The following is a 19,287-nucleotide window of genomic DNA, read 5'->3' as shown; positions in this document are numbered from 1 at the left end:
CGCCGACGCCACCTGACCCCGCGCCGAGTACTCAGTCTGCGACGACGTAGACCTGCTTGTTGACGAATTCGTCGATGCCCAGCGCGCCCAGCTCACGTCCGAAGCCCGATCGTTTCACCCCGCCGAAGGGGATGTCGGGGCCTTCCCCCGCCGGGGTGTTGACGTTGACCATTCCGGCTTCGAGGCGTTGCGCCACCTTCTCGGCGCGGGCGGTGTCGGTGCTGAACACCGAGGCGCCGAGTCCGTAGGCCGAAGCGTTGGCCAGTGCGATGGCCTCTTCTTCGTCGCGAACGCGGTAGACGACGGCGACGGGCCCGAACAGTTCCTCGCTGTAGGCCCGCATGTCGGGGGTGACGCCGGTGAGGACGGCCGGGGTGTAGAACGCCGCCGGCCCCTCCGCGAGGTCGCCGCCGACGTGCAGGGTCGCGCCCTTGTCGACGGCGTCGGCGACTTGCGCGGCCAGCGTCTCGGCGGCCTTGCGCGACGACATTGGCGCGATCTCGGCAGGAGCGAGATCGCCTGCCAGAGTGACCAGTTCGGCGACGAAGTCGTCGAACAGGTCATCGGTGACGATCATCCGCTTGTTCGAGTTGCACGCCTGCCCCATGTTGTAGACGCGGAATTCCCACGCGGTGCGGGCGAGTTGCTTCGAATCCCCGTCGAGAACGATGAACGGGTCCGAACCACCCAACTCGAGCAGACACTTCTTCAACGACCGGCCGGCCGTCGCGGCGACCGCCGCGCCGGCGCGCTCGGACCCCGTCACCGACACCCCCTGCACGCGGGGGTCGCCGATGATCGTCTCCACCTGGTCGAAGGAGGCGAACAGATTGGTGTACACCCCTTCCGGCACACCGGCGTCGCGCATGACGTCGGCGATCACCAGCGCACACTGCGGCACCGATTCGGCATGCTTGAGCAGAATCGTGTTGCCGAGAACCAGATTCGGCGCTGCGAACCGGGCGACCTGATATACCGGAAAGTTCCACGGCATCACGCCGAGCAGCACTCCGACCGGCCGGCGCTGCACCACCGCGGTACCGCCGGAGAACGACGGGATGCGCTGATCGGCCAGCAGTGCCGCTGCGTGGTCGGCGTAGAACTCGAAGATCGACGCGGAGAACTCCACCTCGCCGGTGCCCTCGTCGAGCTTCTTGCCCATCTCCAGTTTCGCCAGCTCGGCGAGTTCCGTTGCGCGCTCGCGCAACAGCCGGCCGACATGACGGACGACGTCGACCCTGGCCTCCAACGGCTGCTCCCGCCAGGCCCGGTAGGCGTCGTCGGCCGCCGTGATCGCCGTGGCGATCAGGTCGTCGGTTGCGGTGTCGAACGTGGCCAGGACTTCACCCGTCGCAGGGTTCAAAGTTCGGTACGGCGGCTGTGTGGCGGTCAAGACGTGCCCTTCACTTGGTGGGGATGGCGTCAGCGTACGGTGCGGTGCTCTTGTCGTGCAGAGGGTGGACAACCATGTACACCAGGCCGATTCCGATGACCACCGCGGCCGACAGCGCCACGATCCAGTTGTCGTACCACGGTGCGTCGGGGGTCCGCGGCCACGCCATGTTGATCATCGCCGTGACGCCGTACACCAGGGCGGCGATGTTGACGGCCAGGCCCCACTTGCCGAGGGAGTACTTCCCGCTGGGCACCCAACCCTTGAGGCGTGCCCGGAGCGCGGCCAGAACCACCATCTGGAAGCCGATGTAGATGCCCAGTGCGGCGAAGCTGATGATCTTGGTGATCGCGTCGGTGGAGAACTTCGACCCGACGATGATCACGGCGGGCACCACGGCGGCCAACAACAGCGCATACGGCGGGACGTGGCGCGTCGGTGAGAACTTCTTGAGAAGCGAACTGCCCATGATCATTTCGTCACGGCCGTACGAGTACGCGAGCCGACTCGCGGCGGCCTGCAGGCTCATCGCGCACGACAGGAACGAGATCAGGACGATGACCAGGATGATCTTGGACCCCACCGGACCGAAGGCCTCACCGAGGACGGTGCTCACCGGATCGGTGTCTTCGCCTGCGATCACGGCGGGGATGTCTGCGACGGCGAGGATCAGCGACAGGCACACGAAAGTGGCTGCGGCACCGCCGATGTAGATGGTGCGGCGCATCGCCTTGGGGATCAGCCGGCCGGGGTCGGGGACCTCCTCGGCGACGTCACCGCACGCCTCGAAGCCGTAGTACTGGTAGAGCCCGATCAACGCCGCGGCGGCGAACGCCCACATGTAGTCGCCGTCACCGCCGGCGCCGAAGCTGTCGAAGATGATCCCGATGTTGTGCTCGCGGTGCGCGATCAGCAGCCAGCCACCGACGACGAGCGCGCCGATGATCTCCGCGCTGAATCCGATGATCGCGGCCTTGGCAAGGACTTTCGTGCCCATGAAGTTGATGGCCGTGGCCACCGCCAGCAACAGAAGGGAGAACGCGATGACGTTGTTGACCGTGGCGTCGATGCCGAACGTGGCGGCGATGAACGGACCGGATCCGTAGGCCACCGACGCGATGGTGACCAGCAGGGCCACCAGATAGACCCACCCGGTCATCCAGGCGTACCGGCGCCCCCACAGCCGTCGTGCCCACGGGTAGACGCCGCCCGCGACGGGGAACTGCGCAACGATCTCGGAGAACGTCAGCGCGACCAGCAACTGTCCGACGCCGACGATCACCAGGCTCCAGATCATCGGCGGCCCGCCGGTCGCCAGGGCGAACGCGAACAGGGTGTAGATGCCGACGACAGGGGACAGGTAGGTGAAGCCCAGTGAGAAGTTGGCCCACGGACTCATGTCCCGCTTGAACTCAGATTTGTACCCGAGTGCGTGCAGGTGTGCAGCGTCGTCCTTGTCGTGGAAGTCGTAGAAGCCATCGCCCTCATTGCGGCCGCGGGCGTCCGAGGTGGGTTGCGTAGTTGACATCAGCCTGCTTTCTGCTGGCGGGTACGTGCAGGAACCCGAGTGAGCGAAAAACTACAGTCCTATTGTTTAAGCGGCAACAGAAACGGCAGAATTGGTCTCCATTCGGGTAGATTGCCGACGTCGGGCCTGCCGGACGGACGCGAGAGGAGCCCCGGTGTCGTCGTTGTCGCCGCTCGTTGCCGCCGAGGCGCCGGTGGGCCGTGCCGACGAGATCGTGCAGCGCATCACCGAGGCCATTCACCTCGGTCTGCTCGACGACGGTGAACGTCTCCCGGTGGAGGTCGACCTGGCCGCCCAGTTCGGGGTGGCGCCGATGACCGTGCGCGAAGCCCTGGCGACGCTGCGCGAACAAGAACTGGTCGAGACGCGGCGCGGCCGCAGCGGCGGGTCGTTCGTGCGCCGCCCGGCGGGCCCGCCGGTGGACAAGCTGACGGCGAGGTTGGCGGCGATGAGCGCCTCCGACCTGCGCGACCTGTTCGACGAGCACACCGCGGTCTCCGGGCAGGCGGCGCGACTGGCGGCCGAGCGTGCGGCGCCGTACGCGGTCCGCCGGCTGTTCGCCCTGACCGATCAGCTCGGCGCGGCCGCCACACTGGGTGACCGCATCCGGGCCGACAGCCGCTTCCACATCCAGGTGGCCATGGCGTCGCAGTCAGCGCGGCTGGCGCGGCGCGAGGCCAACCTCCAGGCCGAGGCCGCCGGGCTGGTCTGGCTGCCGATCGGGCCTTCGCTGGACGTGGCCGCCCATGTCGAGGAACAGCACGCGATCGCCGCGGCGGTCGCCTCGGAGATGGCGGACGAGGCGCGCAGACTCGCCGAAGCCCATGTCATGGGACAGCTCGCCCGCGTCACATCGATCAACCTCGCCCTGTCGACCGGAGAACTCAGCGCATCGGGATCAGCCTCATGACAACGGGATCGCCGGCCCGGCGGCTGGCCGAGGATGCGTCGAGATCGCTCGAACCGATTTACGAGTTGCTGGGTCAGATCGCCGATGAGGTGCTGCGGTGCCTGCCGCCGCGGGCCACCCTGAGCGAGGCGCATTTCAGCACCTTGCACCGCAGCCTCGCCGAACGCCTGCAACGGGAGCATGCCGTCTGGGGCATGGGCTTCATCGCCGCACCGTTCGTCGTCGACGGCCTGGAGCGCTATATGGCGTGGTGGCAACGCAACAACGACCGGGTGGCGCGGCTGCGGCTCAACTTCGACCCGACGAGCATCGACGTCTACGACTACCTCCAGATGGACTGGTATCAACTGGCCAAGCGCGGGCAGGCACGGGTCGCGTACGGGCCGTACGTCGACTACAGCGGATCCGACATGTACACGATCACCGCGACGATCCCGGTGGTGGCCGACGGAATCTTCCTGGGAATCGCGGGCGCCGATCTGGTGGTCGGCGAGGTCGAGCGCAAGCTTCTGGAAGTGCTGGGCCAGGCCGACGAGGACGCGGTCGTCGTCAACACCGAGCGCCGGGTCATCGCTGCGAACACGCCCCGCTGGTTCGTCGGATCCCGCCTGCCCGCCATGCCGGCGGTCGGCTCGACGGCTGATCCGTCGTCCTTCCGCGACGTCGCCGAGATGCCACTGGGCACCGGCTGGGTGGTGGCCATCGCCTGGCCCGAGAACGACACTGACCGGTCTCGGCTGCAGGCTTAACGTCGCGTTACCGACATTTAACGGGCAACTTGCCGCTACCCGTTGACATTAAGCATCTAGTTCTAGAGGATTTAGTGACTGTTCGGTCGCTCACTCGGAGGTAGCACTGATGTCGTCGGCCACTGTCGGTTCTGTCCCAGCGTTCGCAGTCACCGATCCGGGGTTCTCGATCACCTCGGCCGAGGTACATGCCGCCCGCGAGCGCAGCTGGTACGCGACCACGGAGTACGGCCTGGCCGTGCTGCGCTACGAGCAGGTGAACCGACTGCTCAAGCATCCGAAGTTGCGGCAGGGCAGCGCCGCGTGGCCGGCCCACAACGGAGTCACCGAGGGCCCGTTCGCCGACTGGTTCGCGGGCTGGATCCTGAACAAGGAGGGCGAGGAGCATCACCGGCTGCGGCGCCTGATGAACCCCGCGTTCTCCAACAAGCTCATCGGCGGGCTCGTCCCGAGATTTCAGGCGCTGGCCGCAGAGCTGATCGACGGCTTCGCGGAACCGGGTCGATGCGAGTTCGTCGGCGAGTTCGCCGAGCCCTACGCGGCCCGCGTCATCGCGATCATGCTCGGATTGCCCGAGAGTGAATGGAAGGTCATCGCCACAGAGTCGGCGACGATCGGGCTCGCCCTCGGGGTCACCATCCTGGACGACCTGCCCAGGATCGAGGCGGCACTGGCGCATCTCTACGAGTACTGCGACGAGCTGATCGCCGACCGGAGGGCCAGCCCGCGGGAGGACTTCGTCACGACACTGGTCAACGCATCTCGCCCCGAGGACGGCCGGTTGAGTGACACCGAGCTGCGGGATGCCATGGTGCTGTTGATCTTCGGTGGCTTTGACACCACCCGCAACCAGCTCGGCCTGGCCATGCAGACCTTCATGGCGCACCCCGATCAGTGGCGGCTGCTCGCCGAGCGGCCCGAACTCGGCGGCAACGCCGTCGAGGAGGTCATGCGGGTCAACCCGACGGTGCGGTGGGTCACCCGGGAGGTGCTGGAGGACTTCGAGTACGAAGGTGTGGAACTCGCCGCGGGTACCACGGTGCACCTCTACAGCGAGTCTGCGGGCACCGACCCGCGGGTCTTCGAACCCGGATTCGACATCACCGCAGAACGCAAACCGCACTTCGGTTTCGGGGGCGGCGTCCACCACTGCCTGGGCCACTTCGTGGCGCGCTCCGATATGAGCGAGGCGCTGCCGCTGCTGGCCCGCAGAATGCTCGACCCGCACGAACTCCCCGGCGCCACCTGGCTGCCGGACTCGGGCAACACCGGCCCGATCACGCTACCCATCGGCTTCACGCCCGCCCCCTGAAAGGAACACCGAATGCACGTCACCGTAGATCTCGCGAAATGTCAGGACCACGGCCAGTGCGTCATCGCCGCACCGGCAGTCTTCTCGCTCAATGACGACGGGCACCTGGAGTATGACGGTAATCCCGATGATTCGGAGCGCAGCTATGTCGAAGACGCCGCCGACGTCTGCCCCGCCCAGGCCATCTTCATCAAGGATTGACCTCCCATGACGATCACCCCTCTCGACACGCACCGCGAAGCGAATGCCGGCAGCCCGGAGCTCGCCGCAGTGCTGTCCACCATCGCCGAACGCGGCGTCGAATTCGTGTACTTCCAGGCGGTCACCGTCACCGGCCGGGTCGTCGGTAAGGTCGCTCCCGCAAGGCATTTCGAGCGTCTCGCGATCCGTGGTGTGCAACAGCACCAGACCGCGATCGCCAACCTGCAGGGCACCCGCGAAGGCGTGCTGCTGGCCGGTGGGGTGAACGCGCCCGAATACACCGCGATCCCGGACCTCGAGACGTTCGCGGTGCTGCCGTGGGACACCAGCTTCGCGCGGGTGTTCTGCCGGCTCTACGAACCGGATCACCTCGCCGAACGTGCCGGTGCCGAGTTCGCCTGCGACACCCGTGGATTGCTGCGCCGGATGCTCAGCGGCTTCACCGACCGGACCGGGCTGGAGCTGCGCACCGGCTGTGAACCCGAGATGACCTGGCAGGGTGACGGGTTGGAGGCCCATTTCCGGCCCGGGTCCAGCCCCGCCTATCACATCGAGCACCTTGAGCGGAACCGGCCGATCGTCAAGAAGGTTGTGGAGTACGCGCAGGCGCTCGGCCTGGACATGATCGAGGGGGATTACGAGGACGAGTTCCAGGTGGAACTCAACTTCATGTACGACCGCGCCGATCTGACCGCAGACCGGCTCACGACGTACCGGCAGATCTGCAAACAGGTGGCCCGTGAACTCGGCATCCACGCCAGCTTCATGCCCAAGCCGGCCACCGGCATGATGGGCAACGGGTGCCACCACAACTTCAGCCTGTGGCGAGACGACGTCAACGTCCTCGCCGAACCCGGCGTCACCGAACTGCATCTGTCCGAAGTCGGCCGGCACGCGCTCGGCGGGCTGCTGGCGCACTCTGCCGGTGCCATGCTGATCAACGGATCGACGGTGAACTCGTACAAACGATACTGGGACGCAGGACAGTTCGCCCCGTCCCGGATCAACTGGGGTCTGGACAACAAGACCTGCACCGTCCGGTTGTCGGCGGTCGGCCGCCTCGAATACAAGCTGCCCGACGCCGCCGTGAACCCGTACCTGTCCCACGCGGTGATCCTCGCGGCGTGCGAGGACGGCATGAAGAACGCCACCGACCCCGGGAAGCCGACTCAGGGGTCGTCCTACGACGCGCCGGTCGACGGGCGGTTCCCCGCGCTGCCGCTGACGCTGGGCGAGGCGATCAGCGCGTTCCGGGCCGACGAGGTGCTGAATCAGGCTTTCGGCCCCGACCTTTCGGCGTTGCTCGTCGACTACCACGCCGATGAGTGGGCTCGTTTCTGTGGACATGTAACCGAATGGGAGCGCGAGATGTATTGGAATGACACGCCGTGACCGGGCCTTCGAATCCGCTGAGACTGGCCTGCCTGGACGCCGAGGCGCCGCCGCTGTTCTCGCTGTGGACCCCGGAGAACGGCAGGCAGGGGTACGAACCCGGTGTCGCCGAGGTGCTGGGGGCCGAACTGGGCCGTCCGATCGAATGGGTCCGGGTGCCGTGGGTGGACATGATCCCGGCCGTGCAGCGCGGCGACGCCGACGCGGTGCTGTGCGGGCAGGGCATCACCGCCGAGCGGCAGGCGCAGGTCGACTTCACCCGTCCCTACGCGATCTTCCACGAGGGCGTGCTGGTCCGGCGCGGCTCCGGCATCCATGCTCCGGAAGACCTGGTCGGACGCAAGGTCGCCGCGATCGAGAACAGCACCAATATGGCGCTGGCCCAGACGTTCACCGGGGCTGAGCCGATCGCCTTCGGCGCGGGGTCGGACGACGTGTACGCCGACATGCTGGCCGCGCTGCTGGCCGGTGAGGTCGACGCCGTGGTCGACGACGATGTCGTGTTCGTCCCACTGGGCGCCACGCATCCCGACTACGAGCTGGCATTCACCGTCCAGACCGGCAACCGGTGGGGTATCGCAGTGGCCAAGGACCGGCCCGACACCCTCGCCGAGATCGACGGGGCGCTGGGCCGGCTCATCGAATCCGGCCGGTTGCGCAAGGTCTGGGAGGAGTGGCTGCCGACCCTCGACTACCCGTTCGCGGGGGACTGAGTGAGCCGACCGCTGGTGGCGGTGGTCGGTCGCCGCGCCGCGCAGGTGCCGATCCTGCGCTTCTCGGCGACTCTGGCCGCAGAGGCGATCTGCGAGGCGGTGTGGGCGGGCGGCGGCGAGCCGGTGGTGCTGCACGGGCCTGCGGCCGACCCGCTGACTGAAATGCCGCGCAGGCTCGCGCGTTTCGACGGGGTGCTGCTGCCCGGCGGCGCCGACGTGGAACCTCGGCGCTACGGCGCGGAGCCCGCGCCAGAGACGACGGGAGTCGTGGCGTTCCAGGACGAGTTCGACCTCGGTGTCATCCGGGCCGTGATCGATCTCGACATGCCGGCCCTGGCGATCTGTCGTGGCATGCAGATCCTCAACGTCGCGCTCGGCGGCACCCTGATCCAGCACGTCGTCGAAACGGACACCGTGCACCACAACGCCATCCATCAGGTACACGTCAAGCGGGGTACCCGGTTGCACGGCATCGTGGGAACGCAGAGTATCGACGTGTCGTCCTACCATCATCAAGCCGTCGACAGGCTGGCGCCGGGCCTGGTGGTCTGCGCGCTCGCCGCCGACGGCGTCATCGAGGCGGTCGAGCACCGCCGCGCCGACGTGGTGGCCGTCCAGTGGCACCCCGAGGACCGCCACGCCGACTCCATCACCGACGCGGCGCTGTTCGCCGACCTGGTGGACCGCGCCCGCAAACGAAAGGAATCGAGCAGATGACCGCCGTCGACCGGGTGCGCCGACAGGACGTGATCCCGGAACGTCCCGCCCCGGAGACCCCGCGCGCCCACGTCTGTGTTCTCGCCTCGCTGAACTACCCCGACATCAGCGCCGAGGACATCGCTTTGATCCGGCGCTTCACCCGCGTCGCGCTGAACACCCTGATCGAACTCGGTGCGTCCTACGAACTCTGGGACACCAGCGCCACGCTGGAAAATCCTTCTGCCGCAGCCGACTTCGACGGCCTTCTGTTGCTCGGCGGCGGCGACATCGACCCCACCTGCTACGGCGGGGGCGCACGGCATCCGAAGTCCTACGGGGTCGACGCGCGTGCCGACCGCGACGCGTTCGCCGTCATCGCCGCGGCCGAGGCCGCCGGCCGGCCGATCTTCGGTATCTGCCGAGGCTCCCAACTGCTCAACGTCGCCCGCGGCGGCACGATCATCGGCGACATCGTCGACTATGCGCTGCATCACGGGGCACCGGGTGAGCCGGAGTTCGTCGACGAACCGATCGACATCATGCCGGGGACCAGGCTGGCTTCCATCCTCGGCGCTGACCGGGTGATCGGACGGTCCGGACACCATCAGGCGGTCGACACGCTCGGTCGTGGCCTCGTGGTGGCGGCCCGCGCGCTGGACGGGATCACCGAAGGAGTCGAGGATCCGGACAAGTTCTACCTCGGTGTGCAGTGGCACCCGGAGGACGACGACGGTCCCGAAGCGGACCGGATGCGGCTGTTCGGTGCGTTCGTCACGGCCGCGGAGCGCTCCCGGGAGAGCACGGCCGCGGAGCGCTCCCGGGAGAACACGGCCGCGGTAGCGTCGCAGGGGTGATCACGGCGCGCAGCCTCTGTCAGGACGAGAACCTCGGCCTGACACTGGTTGCCGGTGCGCAGGCCGCCGACCGTCCCATCGCGTGGGCGCACGCCATCGAGCTGGCCGACCCGACCCCGTATCTCGCCGGCGGTGAGCTGGTGATGACGACGGGCATCAACATCGGCGCCGACGCCGCGGCCCAGGCCGACTACGTCGCACGCCTGGCGGCAGCCGGGACGGCCGCGTTGGCCGTCGACACCGGCACCACCTTGACCGCCGTGCCCGCGGGTGTGCTCGCCGCCGGCGACGAGCACGGTGTTCCGGTCCTCCGGGTTCCGGCATCGACACCGTTCATCGCGATCGCCCGTGTCGTGATCGACGCCGTCAAGGCCGACCAACTGGAATCGGTGCAGCGGGTCGTCGACCAGCAGGAGGTGCTGGCCCGAGCCACGTTGCGCGGCGGCATCCCCGGCGTGGTCGGCGCACTGGCCGAATGCCTGTCCGCGGTCGTCGTCGCCGTCTCCACCGACGGCAGGGATCTGGCGGCCGGCGGAACCGCCGACCCGCAGCTCATCTCGGCGCTGTCGGAGGCCGTGGGGCAGGCACGGAATCGCGGCGCTGCGGTCATCCCGGACGGCGACGCGTTGCTGACCATCCAGCGGCTGCGGGCCGCCCAGGCTGTCCGCGGGTACCTGGTGGTGCGTTCCGCCGGGCCGCTCTCCGATTCGGGGCGACTGCTTGTCTCGCATGCGGTCTCGTTGATCTCCATCGCGTTGGAGAAGCCCGCCCGGGTCCAGGATGCCGAACAGCGGCTTCGCTCCGCGGTGACCCGGGAACTTCTCGGTGGCCGGGGCGCCGTCGACGACGGTCTGCTGCGCTACTTCGGTTTCACGCCGGACGGTGACGTCGTCGTGAGCGTCCTGCACGGGATCGGCCCGGTGCTGGCCGCAGAGGAGGAGCTGAGCCGACCGCTGGCCGACACCGGGCCGTACCTGATGGCCGCGACGGGTACGGAGATCGTGATCGTGCTGCCCGCGGACGGGAGTCGGGCGCGCATCCGCACGCTGCTGCGCGGTCGGGGCGCGCCCGGCGGGGGATCCAGCCGCGTGGTCCCGATGGCCGACGTCGGCACAGGGCTGGAGCAGGCGCGCGTAGCCGCGCACTCCTCCGTCGGTGAGTTCACCGAGTACGCGGATCTCGGCCCGCTCGCGGCGGTGCTCGACGGTCGCACCTCTCGCGAATTACGTTTCCTGGCAGCGGTATTGGATCCGCTGGCCGGTAACGACGAGGACCTCATCGCGACCCTGGCGGCTTTTCTGCGCCACAACGGGCAGATGGAGGCCGCCGCGGCAGAGCTGCGCGTCCACCGTCACACCTTGCGCAACCGGATGCGACGCATCCACCAGTTGCTCGGCGACGATCTGACCTCGGCCGATTCGCGAGCTCAACTGTGGCTGGCGCTCAGGGCTTTTCAGCTATTGGAGAATCGCCGAGCGCCGGCGGGCCGCTGCGATAGCTGACCGGGGTGGCCGACATGGTGACCGGGTTGGCGACCTGCGGTGCGGGACTGCCGGGAACCTGGACCGCGGCGTCGATGCCCAGGCCGCGGGCGAACGCGAACGCCTCGGACAGGTCGTTGATCGGGCCGGCGGGCACGCCGACGGTCGTCAGCTTCGCATACCAGTGATCGGCCCCGTGTGCCTTCAATGCCGGTACGATCAACGCGCACAATGCATCACGATTGGCGACGCGCGCGGGATTGGTGACGAACCGCGGGTCGTCGGCCAGCTCGGGCTGTCCGATTGCGGTGCTGAACGCCCTGAACTGCTTGTCGTTGCCCACCGCCACCGCGATCGGGCGGTCGGCGGTGTCGAACGTCTGATACGGCGCGATGCTGGGATGCCGGTTGCCCATCATGGCGGGCACCACCCCCGCACCCAGAAAGCCGGAGGCCTGGTTGACCATCGACGACAGCAGCACCGACAGCAGATCGGTGTCGACGCGCTGCCCCTCCGCGGTGCGGTCGCGATGGTGCAGTGCGGCCAGAATCCCGCTGAGCGCATGCAGTCCGGCGAGCACGTCGACCAGCGCCACCCCGGCCTTGGTGGGGTCACCGGGCTCTGTCCCGGTGACGCTCATCAGGCCGCCGACCGCCTGCACCAGCAGGTCGTAACCGGGCAGTGCCGCGCCGCCGCCGCGGCCGAAACCTGTGATCGAGCAGTAGATGACGTCGGGCCGGACCGCGCGCAGGTCCTCGTAGCCCAGCCCGAGTCTCTCCATCGTGCCCGGCCGGAAGTTCTCGATGACGATGTCCGCACCTGCGACGAGGTCGCGGGCCTGCTGACGCCCGTCCGGAGTTGACAGGTCGAGCACCACGGAGCGCTTGTTGCGGTTGACGGCATTGAAATACGTTGCCACCCCGGAAGAATCATAGGGAGGGCCCCACTGGCGGGTGTCGTCGCCGACGCCCGGGCGCTCCACCTTGATGACCTCGGCGCCGAAGTCGCCCAGCATCATCGTCGCGTACGGCCCGGCGAGCACCCGGCTGAAGTCGACGACGACGACGCCGTCCAGCGCGCCGGTCACGAACCCGCCCTACCACCGCGCAGATACACCGTGGTGGTGTGGGTGAAGAACTCGCGCGCGGCGCCGCCCTGCTCCTTGGGTCCGAGCCCGCTCTTCTTCGCGCCGCCGAAGGGCACATGGGGATCGGCGCCGGCCGACTCGGAGTTGACGTGCAGGACTCCGACGTCGATCCGCTCGACAGCCTGCAGCGCCCGCGTCATGTCCTGGGTGAAGACCGCTGCTGACAAACCGAACTCGCTGTCGTTGGCCAGTGCGAACGCCTCCTCTGCGTCGGTGGCGCGCCGGATCGCCAGCACCGGGCCGAACAGTTCGTCGGTCCACACGTCGACGGGCGCGGCGCCGAGTTCGACAACCGTGGGTGCGACGAAGTACCCCTCGGCGAGCGCGCCGTCCTGGTAGGGCCGCCCGCCGGTCAGCACGGTGGCACCCTGGGTCACGGCGGTGTCGATGCCCGCCGTGATCGACTGCTGCGCCGAGTCGCTGACCACGGGACCCATCTGGGTCGCGTCATCGACGGGGTCGCCCACCCGCAGCGCGCGGGCCTGCGCCAGCAGCGCCTCGGAGAACGCATCCGCGATCCCGGCGGTGACGATCAATCGCGAAGTGGCGGTGCACTTCTGGCCCGTGGAGCGGAACGCTCCCAGCATCACCTGCTCGACCGCGAGATCGAGATCGGCGTCGTCGAGCACCACGGCCGCGTTCTTGCCGCCCATCTCGGCCTGTGCCGGCACGCCGCGGGCGGCAGCCGCGGCCGCGATCCGGCGGCCCACGCCCGTCGACCCGGTGAAGGTGATCCCGTCGATGCCGGGGTGGTTCACGATGGCGTCGCCGATGTCGGCGCCTCCGACCACCAGGTTGAGCACACCGGGTGGCAGGCCGGCGTCGGTCAGCGCCTCCGCGAACCGGAGCGCCAGCAGCGGAACGGTGCTCGCCGGCTTCCACACGACCGTGTTGCCGTAGACCAGTGCGGGCGCGATCTTCCACGCCGGGATGGCGATGGGAAAGTTGAACGGCGTGACGACGCCGACGACGCCGAGCGGTTTGCGGGTCACCAGGATCTGCTCACCGGGCCGCGGGGAGGAGTAGATCTCACCGGCCTGGCGGTCGCCCTCGTTGCCGTAGTACCGCAGGATCTGTGCGGCGCGACGCACCTCACCCACGCCTTCGGCGCGCGTCTTGCCTTCCTCGGTGGCGAGCTCGAGGCCCCACCGTTCGGCGTTGCGCTCCACGATCTCCGCGGCGGCCAGAAGGCGGGCACCGCGCTGGTGCATCCCGGTCGCGGCCCAGGAGGGTGCGGCCGCGGCCGCCGCGCCGACGGCAGCGTCGACGTCTGAGGCCACCGCACAGGAGCCTTCGGCAACCACCACGGTGGGGCGGGCGGGATTGACGCTGACCAACGCGTCACCGCCGCCCGGTAGCCATTCACCATCGATCAGATGCCGAACCGACGCCGGGCCCGTCATGAGCGGAACGCCGCGTGGCCGGTCAGCGCCTTGCCGATGGACAGCAGGTGCATCTCCGACGTGCCCTCGTAGGTCAGCACGGACTCCAGATTGTTGGCGTGGCGCAACGGTGAATACTCCAGTGTGATCCCGCTGCCCCCCAACAGGGTCCGGCATTCGCGGGCGATCGCGATGGCCTCGCGCACGTTGTTGAGCTTGCCGAGGCTGATCTGTTCCGGACGCACGCCCTCGGCGTCTTTGATGCGGCCGAGATGGATGGCCAGCAGCATGCCCTTGCCCAGCTCGACTGTCATGTTCGCCAGCTTCTCCTGCGTGAGCTGATAGCCGGCCAGCGGTTTGTCGAACACGTCGCGGGTCTGGGTGTAGGCGATGGTGGTCTCCAGGCTGTCGCGGGCCGCGCCGAGCGCACCGAACACGATGCCGAAGCGAGCTTCGTTGAGACATGACAGGGGAGCGCTCAGGCCGACGGCGTCCGGCAGCTGCGCCGACGCGGGCAGCCGGACGTTGTCGAGTACCAGTTCGGAGGTCACCGACGCCCGCAGCGAGAGTTTGCGGTGAATCGCGTTGGCGGTGAAACCCGGTGTGTCGGTGGGGACCAGGAACCCGCGAATGCCCTCGTCGGTCTGCGCCCACACGGTCGCCACATCGGCCAGGTTGCCGTTGGTGATCCACATCTTGGTGCCGTTGAGCACCCAGTCCGCGTTTTCTCCGGCGCCAGAGCGCCTTGCGCGGGTGCGCATACCGGCGGGGTTGGAACCGAAATCGGGCTCGGTCAGCCCGAAGCACCCGATCGCCTCGCCTGAGGCCAGCTGCGGCAGCCACTCGTTCTTCTGCTCGTCGGAGCCGTACCGGTAGATCGAATACATCGACAGTGAGCCCTGGACGGAGACGAAGCTGCGGAACCCGCTGTCGCCGGCTTCCAGTTCCAGGCACGCCAATCCGTAACTCACCGCGTTGGTTCCCGCGCACCCGTAGCCCTCCAGATGCATGCCGAGCACGCCGAGTTCGCCGAACCGCCTGCCCAGTTCCCTGGGCAGGGTGGACGACTCGAACCAGCCCTCGATGTTCGGCTTCAGCTCGGTATCCACGAATTTGCGTACGGTGGCGGCGATCTCGCGTTCGTCGTGATCGAGGAGCCGTGCGGTGTCGAACAGTTCCAGCGGAGAGTAGACGGCCTTCTGGGGCGCTGCGGTGGTGGTCATCGGGTCAACTCCTGGTGGGTTACAGCGACGCGAATCCGTCGCGGACAACGTCGAAGGCTTCGGTGAGCAGCTCGTCGGAGATCGACAGCGGCGGCAGGAATCGCATCACGTTGCCGAATGTACCTGCGGTCAAGGTCAATACGCCGTTGAGGTGACAGTGGCGCGAGATGGCGGCGACGGCGTCGCGGTTGGGCTCGCGGGTGCCGGGCACCACGAGCTCGGCGGCGATCATCGCACCGCGGCCGCGGATCTCGCCGATCACGTCCGTGCCGGCCGCGATGTCCTCAAGCGCGGTGACCATCGCTTCGCCGATGGTCCGGGCACGCTCGACGAGCCGCCCGCTCTCGATCTCCTCGAACACCCCCAGCGCGGCTGCGCACGCGACGGGATTGCCGCTGTAGGTGCCGCCGATCCCGCCCGGGTGCGCGGCGTCCATCACGTCGGCGCGTCCGGTGACGGCGGCAAGTGGCAGACCGCCGGCCAGTCCCTTCGCCGTGGTGATCAGGTCGGGCACGATCCCGTCGTGCTCACAGGCGAACCACGCGCCGGTGCGGGCGATCCCGGTCTGCACCTCGTCGGCCACCAGCAGGATGCCGCGCTCGCGGCAGAACTCGGCGACCGCGCGCAGGAACCCGTCGGCGGGGACGATGAAGCCGCCCTCGCCCTGGATCGGCTCGACCACCACACAGGCCACCGCGTCGGCTCCGAGCTGGGCGTCGACCAGCTGCGCGAAGTGGGCGAACGCCTCCTCGGCGCAGTGCTGCGGCCCGGACGGCCACCGGTACGGGTAGGCCATCGGCGCCCGGTACACCTCGGGGGCGAACGGCCCGAAGCCGTGTTTGTACGGCTGGTTCTTGGCGGTCATCGTCATGGTGAGCAGCGAGCGTCCGTGGAAGGCGTGGTCGAACACCACGACCGCGGACCGGCCGGTGGCCGCACGGGCGTACTTGACGGCGTTCTCCACCGCCTCGCTGCCGGTGTTGAACAACGCGGTGCGTTTGTCGTGGCTGCCGGGCGTCAACCGGTTCAACGTCTCGGCCACCTCGATGTACGGCTCGTACGGGGTGGCCAGGAAACACGTGTGGGTGTAACGGGCGAGCTGCGCCGTGGCGCGCTCGACGACCGCGGGCGCGGAGTTGCCGACCGTGGTGACCGCGATCCCGCTGCCGAGGTCGATGAAGGAGTTGCCGTCCACGTCGACGGCCACACCGCCACCTGCGGTGGCGACGTAGACGCCCGCAGCGCTGGCCAACCCGGCCGGCAGGGCGGCGCTGCGGCGCGCTGCGAGCTCGGCGGACCGGGGCCCGGGGATGTCGGTCACCATCCGGCGGGCCTGCGGGAGCGCGGGGCCACCGACCAGCGAAGTTGTCATGAGCCAAGCGTAGGAAGGCCGACCCGTCGCGTACGTGTCCGTGATGGACAACTGTGCGCGTGCCGTTATACCGATCGGCGATGCGGGCCCCGATTAATTCGCCGCCGCGTGGATATCAATAGGCCATGAGTGAAACCGCGCTGCTCGTGATCGACATGTTCAACACCTACACACACCCCGACGCCGAACAGTTGGCCGACAACGTGGTCGAGGTCGTCGATCCGATCGCCGAGCTGGTGGCGCGGGCCGCCGAGCGGGACGACGTCGACCTGGTCTACGTCAACGACAACTACGGCGACTTCACGGCCACCCACTCCGATGTCGTGCGGGCCGCACTCGAGGGCGCGCGTCCGGAACTGGTGCGTCCGCTGGTGCCCGCATCCGAAAGCCGGTTCCTCACCAAGGTGCGCCACAGCGCGTTCTACGCGACACCGCTGGACTACCTCCTCAGCCGGTTGGGCGTCCGGAGGATCGTGCTGACCGGACAGGTCACCGAGCAGTGCATCCTCTACACCGCGCTCGACGGATACGTCCGGCACTACGACGTGGTGGTGCCTCCGGATGCGGTGGCGCACATCGACTCGCAGCTCGGTGAGGCGGCGCTGGAGATGATGCGGCGCAACATGAAGGCCGAGCTGTCCAAGTCCACCGAATGCCTGCCCTGACGGTGTGAACCCGGGTGCGCAACGAACTGCTGCCGGGTGCCTGCCGGCACGCCGTGCATGCGACGCGTTGTTCCGGGGTCGACGGGCCATGGCTGCGGTAGCCTCACGGCATGGAGGTACTACGCGACGTAGTTGTTCTGCTGCACATCGTCGGCTTCGCCGTCACCTTCGGCGCCTGGGTGGCCGAAGCGGCCGCCGGTCGTTTCCGCACCACCCGGGTGATGGACTACGGCCTGCTGGTATCGCTGCTTACCGGCCTGGCGTTGGCGGCGCCGTGGCCCGCGGGAATCGAACTGAACTACCCGAAGATCGGGATCAAACTGGTGATCCTGCTGATCCTCGGCGGCCTGCTCGGCATGGGCAGCGCGCGTCAGCGGCGCACCGGCGACCCGGTGCCGCGCCCGCTGTTCTTCGCGGTCGGCGCGCTGGCCTTCGCGGCCGCGGCCATCGCCGTGTTGTGGTGACGCCGGAGGCTACGGCCCGCCGAGGCCCATCAACTCGGTGACGTGGTGGTCGCGCCCGGCCGTGTAGCCGCCGTCCACCGCGATGGCCTGCCCGCTGACGAAGGCGGCGTCTGAGGAGACGAGGAAGGCCGCGACCGCGGCGACCTCCTCCGGCCGGCCGAAGCGCCGCAGCTTGTGCTCGTGGCGCAGTCCGTCGCGCGGACCTTCCATCCCCGGGATGCCGATCACCGACTCGAACAACGGGGTCTCGATGAACCCCGGGCAGATCGCGTTGACGCGAATCCCGCTGGGCCCGTAGTCGATCGCCGCGTTCTTGGTCAGCAGCACCACCCCGCCCTTGGAGGCGTTGTAGGCGCTGCCGCCCGCGGTGCCCTCCAGGCCCTCGATGCTCGACAGTGTCACGATCGCGCCGCGCTCACCGTCGACCCGGTCCTGGGTGATCATCTGTGCGAGCGCGGCGCGCAGCACCACGAAGGTGCCCTTGAGGTTGACGTCGAGGACCCGGTCCCACTCCGCATCGGGCAGCAGGTGGATGGGGCCGCCTCCGCCGACACCCGCCGAGTGGACCACGCCGTCGAGCCGGCCGGTTCTCTCGATCACCGCGGCCACCGCGCGCTCGGCCGTCGCGGTGTCCCGCACGTCGCCGCTGACGTAGCCGATGTCGCCGGGAAGGTCGGACGGCGGCCCGGGTGCGAGGTCGCAGCCCACCACCGAGGCGCCCTCGTCGAGCAGTCGCCGCACCGTGGCCTCCCCGATGCCGGACGCCGCGCCGGTTACCAGAACACCCTTGCCGAGCAGGCGATTGTGCATCGGCACAGTATGGCCCACCGCAAGGCCGACCGGTTCCCGATCGCTCAGGGCGCGCCCGCGGTGCGGGTGAGCACATACCATCCGGAGATGACGTCTGCGCCGGAGCAGTTCCTCACCGACGGGCACGGCGGCGTGCGCATCGTCGCCGACCGGTTGGGCGACCCGCGCGCCCGGGCGGTGGTGTTTCTGCACGGCGGCGGGCAGACCCGCCGGTCCTGGGGCAGGGCGGCCGCGGCCGTGGCGCACCGCGGCTGGCAGGCCGTCACCGTCGACATGCGCGGCCACGGCGAATCGGACTGGTCGCCCGACGGTGACTACCGGGTGTCCAGTTTCGCCGCCGACGTGCGCGAGATCCTCGACCGGCTGCCGCCGCGGCCCGTGTTGGTCGGCGCCTCGCTCGGCGGCATCACCTCGATGCTGCTCGCGGGCGAGCTGGCCCGCGGTATCGCCGCGGCGGTGGTGCTCGTCGACATCGTGCCCGACATGGACCCGTCGGGGGCCGAGCGCATCCACGCGTTCATGGCCGACAGGATGGTCGACGGATTCGGTTCGCTCGATGAGGTCGCCGACATGATCGCCGAGTTCAACCCGCACCGACCCCGGCCCGCTGACCTCGACGGCCTGCGAAACAATCTGCGGCGCAGGGGAGAACGCTGGTACTGGCACTGGGATCCGCAGTTCATCGACGGATCTGCGGCCAACCCGCCGATCGAGGTCACCGACACCGAGCGGCTGCATTCGGCGGTCGAGGCGATCCTTGCCGACGGAGTGCCCGTGCTGCTGGTGCGCGGTCAGGTCAGCGACCTGGTCAGCCGGGAGCGCGCCGACGCATTCGTGGCACGCTTCCCACAGATCGCGTTCGTCGACGTCGAGGGTGCCGGCCACATGGTGGCCGGGGACCGTAACGACCTGTTCGCCGACGCGGTGCTGGACTTCCTGGCCCGCTCCGAGATCGCCCGACCGTGACGACCCACTGACCCGCACCGGGACCC

Annotated in this window: 19 protein-coding genes; 12 read left to right on the top strand and 7 right to left on the bottom strand. The window is 68.7% G+C overall.

Features of this window, described 5'->3' with window-relative positions; translation table 11 throughout:
- Positions 1-31: 31 nt before the first annotated feature.
- Both BN976_RS22510 and BN976_RS22505 read right to left on the bottom strand, forming a co-directional pair.
- Positions 32-1,393 carry an aldehyde dehydrogenase family protein gene (locus BN976_RS22510; protein WP_036374072.1) on the bottom strand — a complete coding sequence of 454 codons (1,362 nt, stop codon included), beginning with the start codon at positions 1,391-1,393 and terminating at the stop codon, positions 32-34.
- Positions 1,394-1,403: 10 nt separating this feature from the next.
- Positions 1,404-2,921, bottom strand: a complete 1,518-nt coding sequence (locus BN976_RS22505) for an APC family permease (RefSeq protein WP_011779084.1) — start codon at positions 2,919-2,921, stop codon at positions 1,404-1,406.
- 154 nt (positions 2,922-3,075) lie between these two features.
- Here BN976_RS22505 and BN976_RS22500 point away from each other — a divergent pair, with 154 nt between their 5' ends.
- From BN976_RS22500 to BN976_RS22460, 9 genes are all read left to right on the top strand, one after another.
- Entirely contained in the window at positions 3,076-3,831 is a 756-nt protein-coding gene (locus BN976_RS22500; protein ID WP_011779085.1) for a FadR/GntR family transcriptional regulator, read from the top strand.
- Positions 3,828-4,580 carry a PDC sensor domain-containing protein gene (locus tag BN976_RS22495; RefSeq protein WP_036374069.1) on the top strand — a complete coding sequence of 251 codons (753 nt, stop codon included), beginning with the start codon at positions 3,828-3,830 and terminating at the stop codon, positions 4,578-4,580. The genes BN976_RS22500 and BN976_RS22495 overlap by 4 nt, the downstream gene beginning before the upstream one ends.
- 109 nt (positions 4,581-4,689) lie before the next feature.
- Positions 4,690-5,892 (top strand): cytochrome P450, encoded by a 1,203-nt coding sequence (locus BN976_RS22490; protein WP_036374067.1) that lies wholly within the window; start codon positions 4,690-4,692, stop codon positions 5,890-5,892.
- A gap of 12 nt (positions 5,893-5,904) precedes the next feature.
- Positions 5,905-6,093 (top strand): ferredoxin, encoded by a 189-nt coding sequence (locus BN976_RS22485; RefSeq protein WP_011779088.1) that lies wholly within the window; start codon positions 5,905-5,907, stop codon positions 6,091-6,093.
- A gap of 6 nt (positions 6,094-6,099) precedes the next feature.
- Positions 6,100-7,485 carry a glutamine synthetase family protein gene (locus BN976_RS22480; RefSeq protein WP_036374064.1) on the top strand — a complete coding sequence of 462 codons (1,386 nt, stop codon included), beginning with the start codon at positions 6,100-6,102 and terminating at the stop codon, positions 7,483-7,485.
- Positions 7,482-8,198: an ABC transporter substrate-binding protein gene (locus BN976_RS22475; RefSeq protein WP_011779090.1), complete on the top strand. Its 717-nt coding sequence runs from the start codon at positions 7,482-7,484 to the stop codon at positions 8,196-8,198. The genes BN976_RS22480 and BN976_RS22475 overlap by 4 nt, the downstream gene beginning before the upstream one ends.
- A complete protein-coding gene (locus BN976_RS22470) occupies positions 8,199-8,915 on the top strand; it encodes a gamma-glutamyl-gamma-aminobutyrate hydrolase family protein (protein WP_011779091.1) in 717 nt (238 codons plus the stop codon).
- A complete protein-coding gene (locus tag BN976_RS22465) occupies positions 8,912-9,751 on the top strand; it encodes a gamma-glutamyl-gamma-aminobutyrate hydrolase family protein (RefSeq protein ID WP_036374060.1) in 840 nt (279 codons plus the stop codon). Before BN976_RS22470 ends, BN976_RS22465 begins: the two co-directional genes overlap by 4 nt.
- On the top strand, positions 9,748-11,253 hold the full coding sequence (locus tag BN976_RS22460; RefSeq protein ID WP_011779093.1) for a PucR family transcriptional regulator: 1,506 nt from the start codon (positions 9,748-9,750) through the stop codon (positions 11,251-11,253). The genes BN976_RS22465 and BN976_RS22460 overlap by 4 nt, the downstream gene beginning before the upstream one ends.
- Here the strand turns inward: BN976_RS22460 and BN976_RS22455 are convergent.
- The 4 genes from BN976_RS22455 to gabT are packed head-to-tail and all read right to left on the bottom strand — an operon-like array spanning position 11,195 to position 16,356.
- Positions 11,195-12,319, bottom strand: coding sequence for a CaiB/BaiF CoA transferase family protein (locus BN976_RS22455; protein ID WP_036374057.1), 1,125 nt, complete (start codon positions 12,317-12,319; stop codon positions 11,195-11,197). The genes BN976_RS22460 and BN976_RS22455 overlap by 59 nt on opposite strands.
- Positions 12,316-13,782, bottom strand: a complete 1,467-nt coding sequence (locus tag BN976_RS22450; protein ID WP_011779095.1) for an aldehyde dehydrogenase family protein — start codon at positions 13,780-13,782, stop codon at positions 12,316-12,318. Before BN976_RS22450 ends, BN976_RS22455 begins: the two co-directional genes overlap by 4 nt.
- Positions 13,779-14,984, bottom strand: coding sequence for an acyl-CoA dehydrogenase family protein (locus BN976_RS22445; protein ID WP_011779096.1), 1,206 nt, complete (start codon positions 14,982-14,984; stop codon positions 13,779-13,781). The genes BN976_RS22450 and BN976_RS22445 overlap by 4 nt, the downstream gene beginning before the upstream one ends.
- A 19-nt stretch (positions 14,985-15,003) precedes the next feature.
- Complete coding sequence (gene gabT / locus BN976_RS22440; RefSeq protein ID WP_036374054.1) at positions 15,004-16,356, bottom strand: 4-aminobutyrate--2-oxoglutarate transaminase; 1,353 nt, start codon at positions 16,354-16,356, stop codon at positions 15,004-15,006.
- Positions 16,357-16,481: 125 nt separating this feature from the next.
- On the opposite strand from gabT, the gene BN976_RS22435 reads away from it, so the two are divergent.
- Positions 16,482-17,021 carry a cysteine hydrolase family protein gene (locus tag BN976_RS22435; RefSeq protein WP_036374051.1) on the top strand — a complete coding sequence of 180 codons (540 nt, stop codon included), beginning with the start codon at positions 16,482-16,484 and terminating at the stop codon, positions 17,019-17,021.
- A gap of 110 nt (positions 17,022-17,131) precedes the next feature.
- Positions 17,132-17,485, top strand: coding sequence for a hypothetical protein (locus BN976_RS22430; protein WP_036374048.1), 354 nt, complete (start codon positions 17,132-17,134; stop codon positions 17,483-17,485).
- A 9-nt stretch (positions 17,486-17,494) separates the two neighbouring features.
- Here the strand turns inward: BN976_RS22430 and BN976_RS22425 are convergent, their stop codons facing one another.
- Positions 17,495-18,295 carry an SDR family NAD(P)-dependent oxidoreductase gene (locus BN976_RS22425; RefSeq protein WP_036374040.1) on the bottom strand — a complete coding sequence of 267 codons (801 nt, stop codon included), beginning with the start codon at positions 18,293-18,295 and terminating at the stop codon, positions 17,495-17,497.
- 87 nt (positions 18,296-18,382) lie between these two features.
- On the opposite strand from BN976_RS22425, the gene BN976_RS22420 reads away from it, so the two are divergent.
- The gene (locus BN976_RS22420) at positions 18,383-19,261 is read left to right on the top strand and encodes an alpha/beta fold hydrolase (protein WP_036374310.1); all 879 of its coding nucleotides are present in this window, start codon (positions 18,383-18,385) and stop codon (positions 19,259-19,261) included.
- Positions 19,262-19,287: the final 26 nt, after the last annotated feature.

The organism is Mycolicibacterium austroafricanum, assembly GCF_000612725.1.
Lineage (GTDB): Bacteria > Actinomycetota > Actinomycetes > Mycobacteriales > Mycobacteriaceae > Mycobacterium > Mycobacterium austroafricanum.
The sequence above is the reverse complement of the archived record's forward strand: the minus strand, read 5'-3'. Positions and strand labels throughout refer to the sequence as shown.

Bases quoted from the DNA above. Each gene is read 5' to 3' on its own strand.
- BN976_RS22505 (WP_011779084.1), bottom strand. From the start codon at position 2,921: ATGTCAACTACGCAACCCACCTCGGACGCCCGCGGCCGCAATGAGGGC.
- BN976_RS22495 (WP_036374069.1), top strand. From the start codon at position 3,828: ATGACAACGGGATCGCCGGCCCGGCGGCTGGCCGAGGATGCGTCGAGA.
- BN976_RS22490 (WP_036374067.1), top strand. From the start codon at position 4,690: ATGTCGTCGGCCACTGTCGGTTCTGTCCCAGCGTTCGCAGTCACCGAT.
- BN976_RS22485 (WP_011779088.1), top strand. From the start codon at position 5,905: ATGCACGTCACCGTAGATCTCGCGAAATGTCAGGACCACGGCCAGTGC.
- BN976_RS22480 (WP_036374064.1), top strand. From the start codon at position 6,100: ATGACGATCACCCCTCTCGACACGCACCGCGAAGCGAATGCCGGCAGC.
- BN976_RS22465 (WP_036374060.1), top strand. From the start codon at position 8,912: ATGACCGCCGTCGACCGGGTGCGCCGACAGGACGTGATCCCGGAACGT.
- BN976_RS22450 (WP_011779095.1), bottom strand. From the start codon at position 13,782: ATGACGGGCCCGGCGTCGGTTCGGCATCTGATCGATGGTGAATGGCTA.
- BN976_RS22445 (WP_011779096.1), bottom strand. From the start codon at position 14,984: ATGACCACCACCGCAGCGCCCCAGAAGGCCGTCTACTCTCCGCTGGAA.
- gabT (WP_036374054.1), bottom strand. From the start codon at position 16,356: ATGACAACTTCGCTGGTCGGTGGCCCCGCGCTCCCGCAGGCCCGCCGG.
- BN976_RS22435 (WP_036374051.1), top strand. From the start codon at position 16,482: ATGAGTGAAACCGCGCTGCTCGTGATCGACATGTTCAACACCTACACA.
- BN976_RS22430 (WP_036374048.1), top strand. From the start codon at position 17,132: ATGGAGGTACTACGCGACGTAGTTGTTCTGCTGCACATCGTCGGCTTC.
- BN976_RS22425 (WP_036374040.1), bottom strand. From the start codon at position 18,295: ATGCACAATCGCCTGCTCGGCAAGGGTGTTCTGGTAACCGGCGCGGCG.
- BN976_RS22420 (WP_036374310.1), top strand. From the start codon at position 18,383: ATGACGTCTGCGCCGGAGCAGTTCCTCACCGACGGGCACGGCGGCGTG.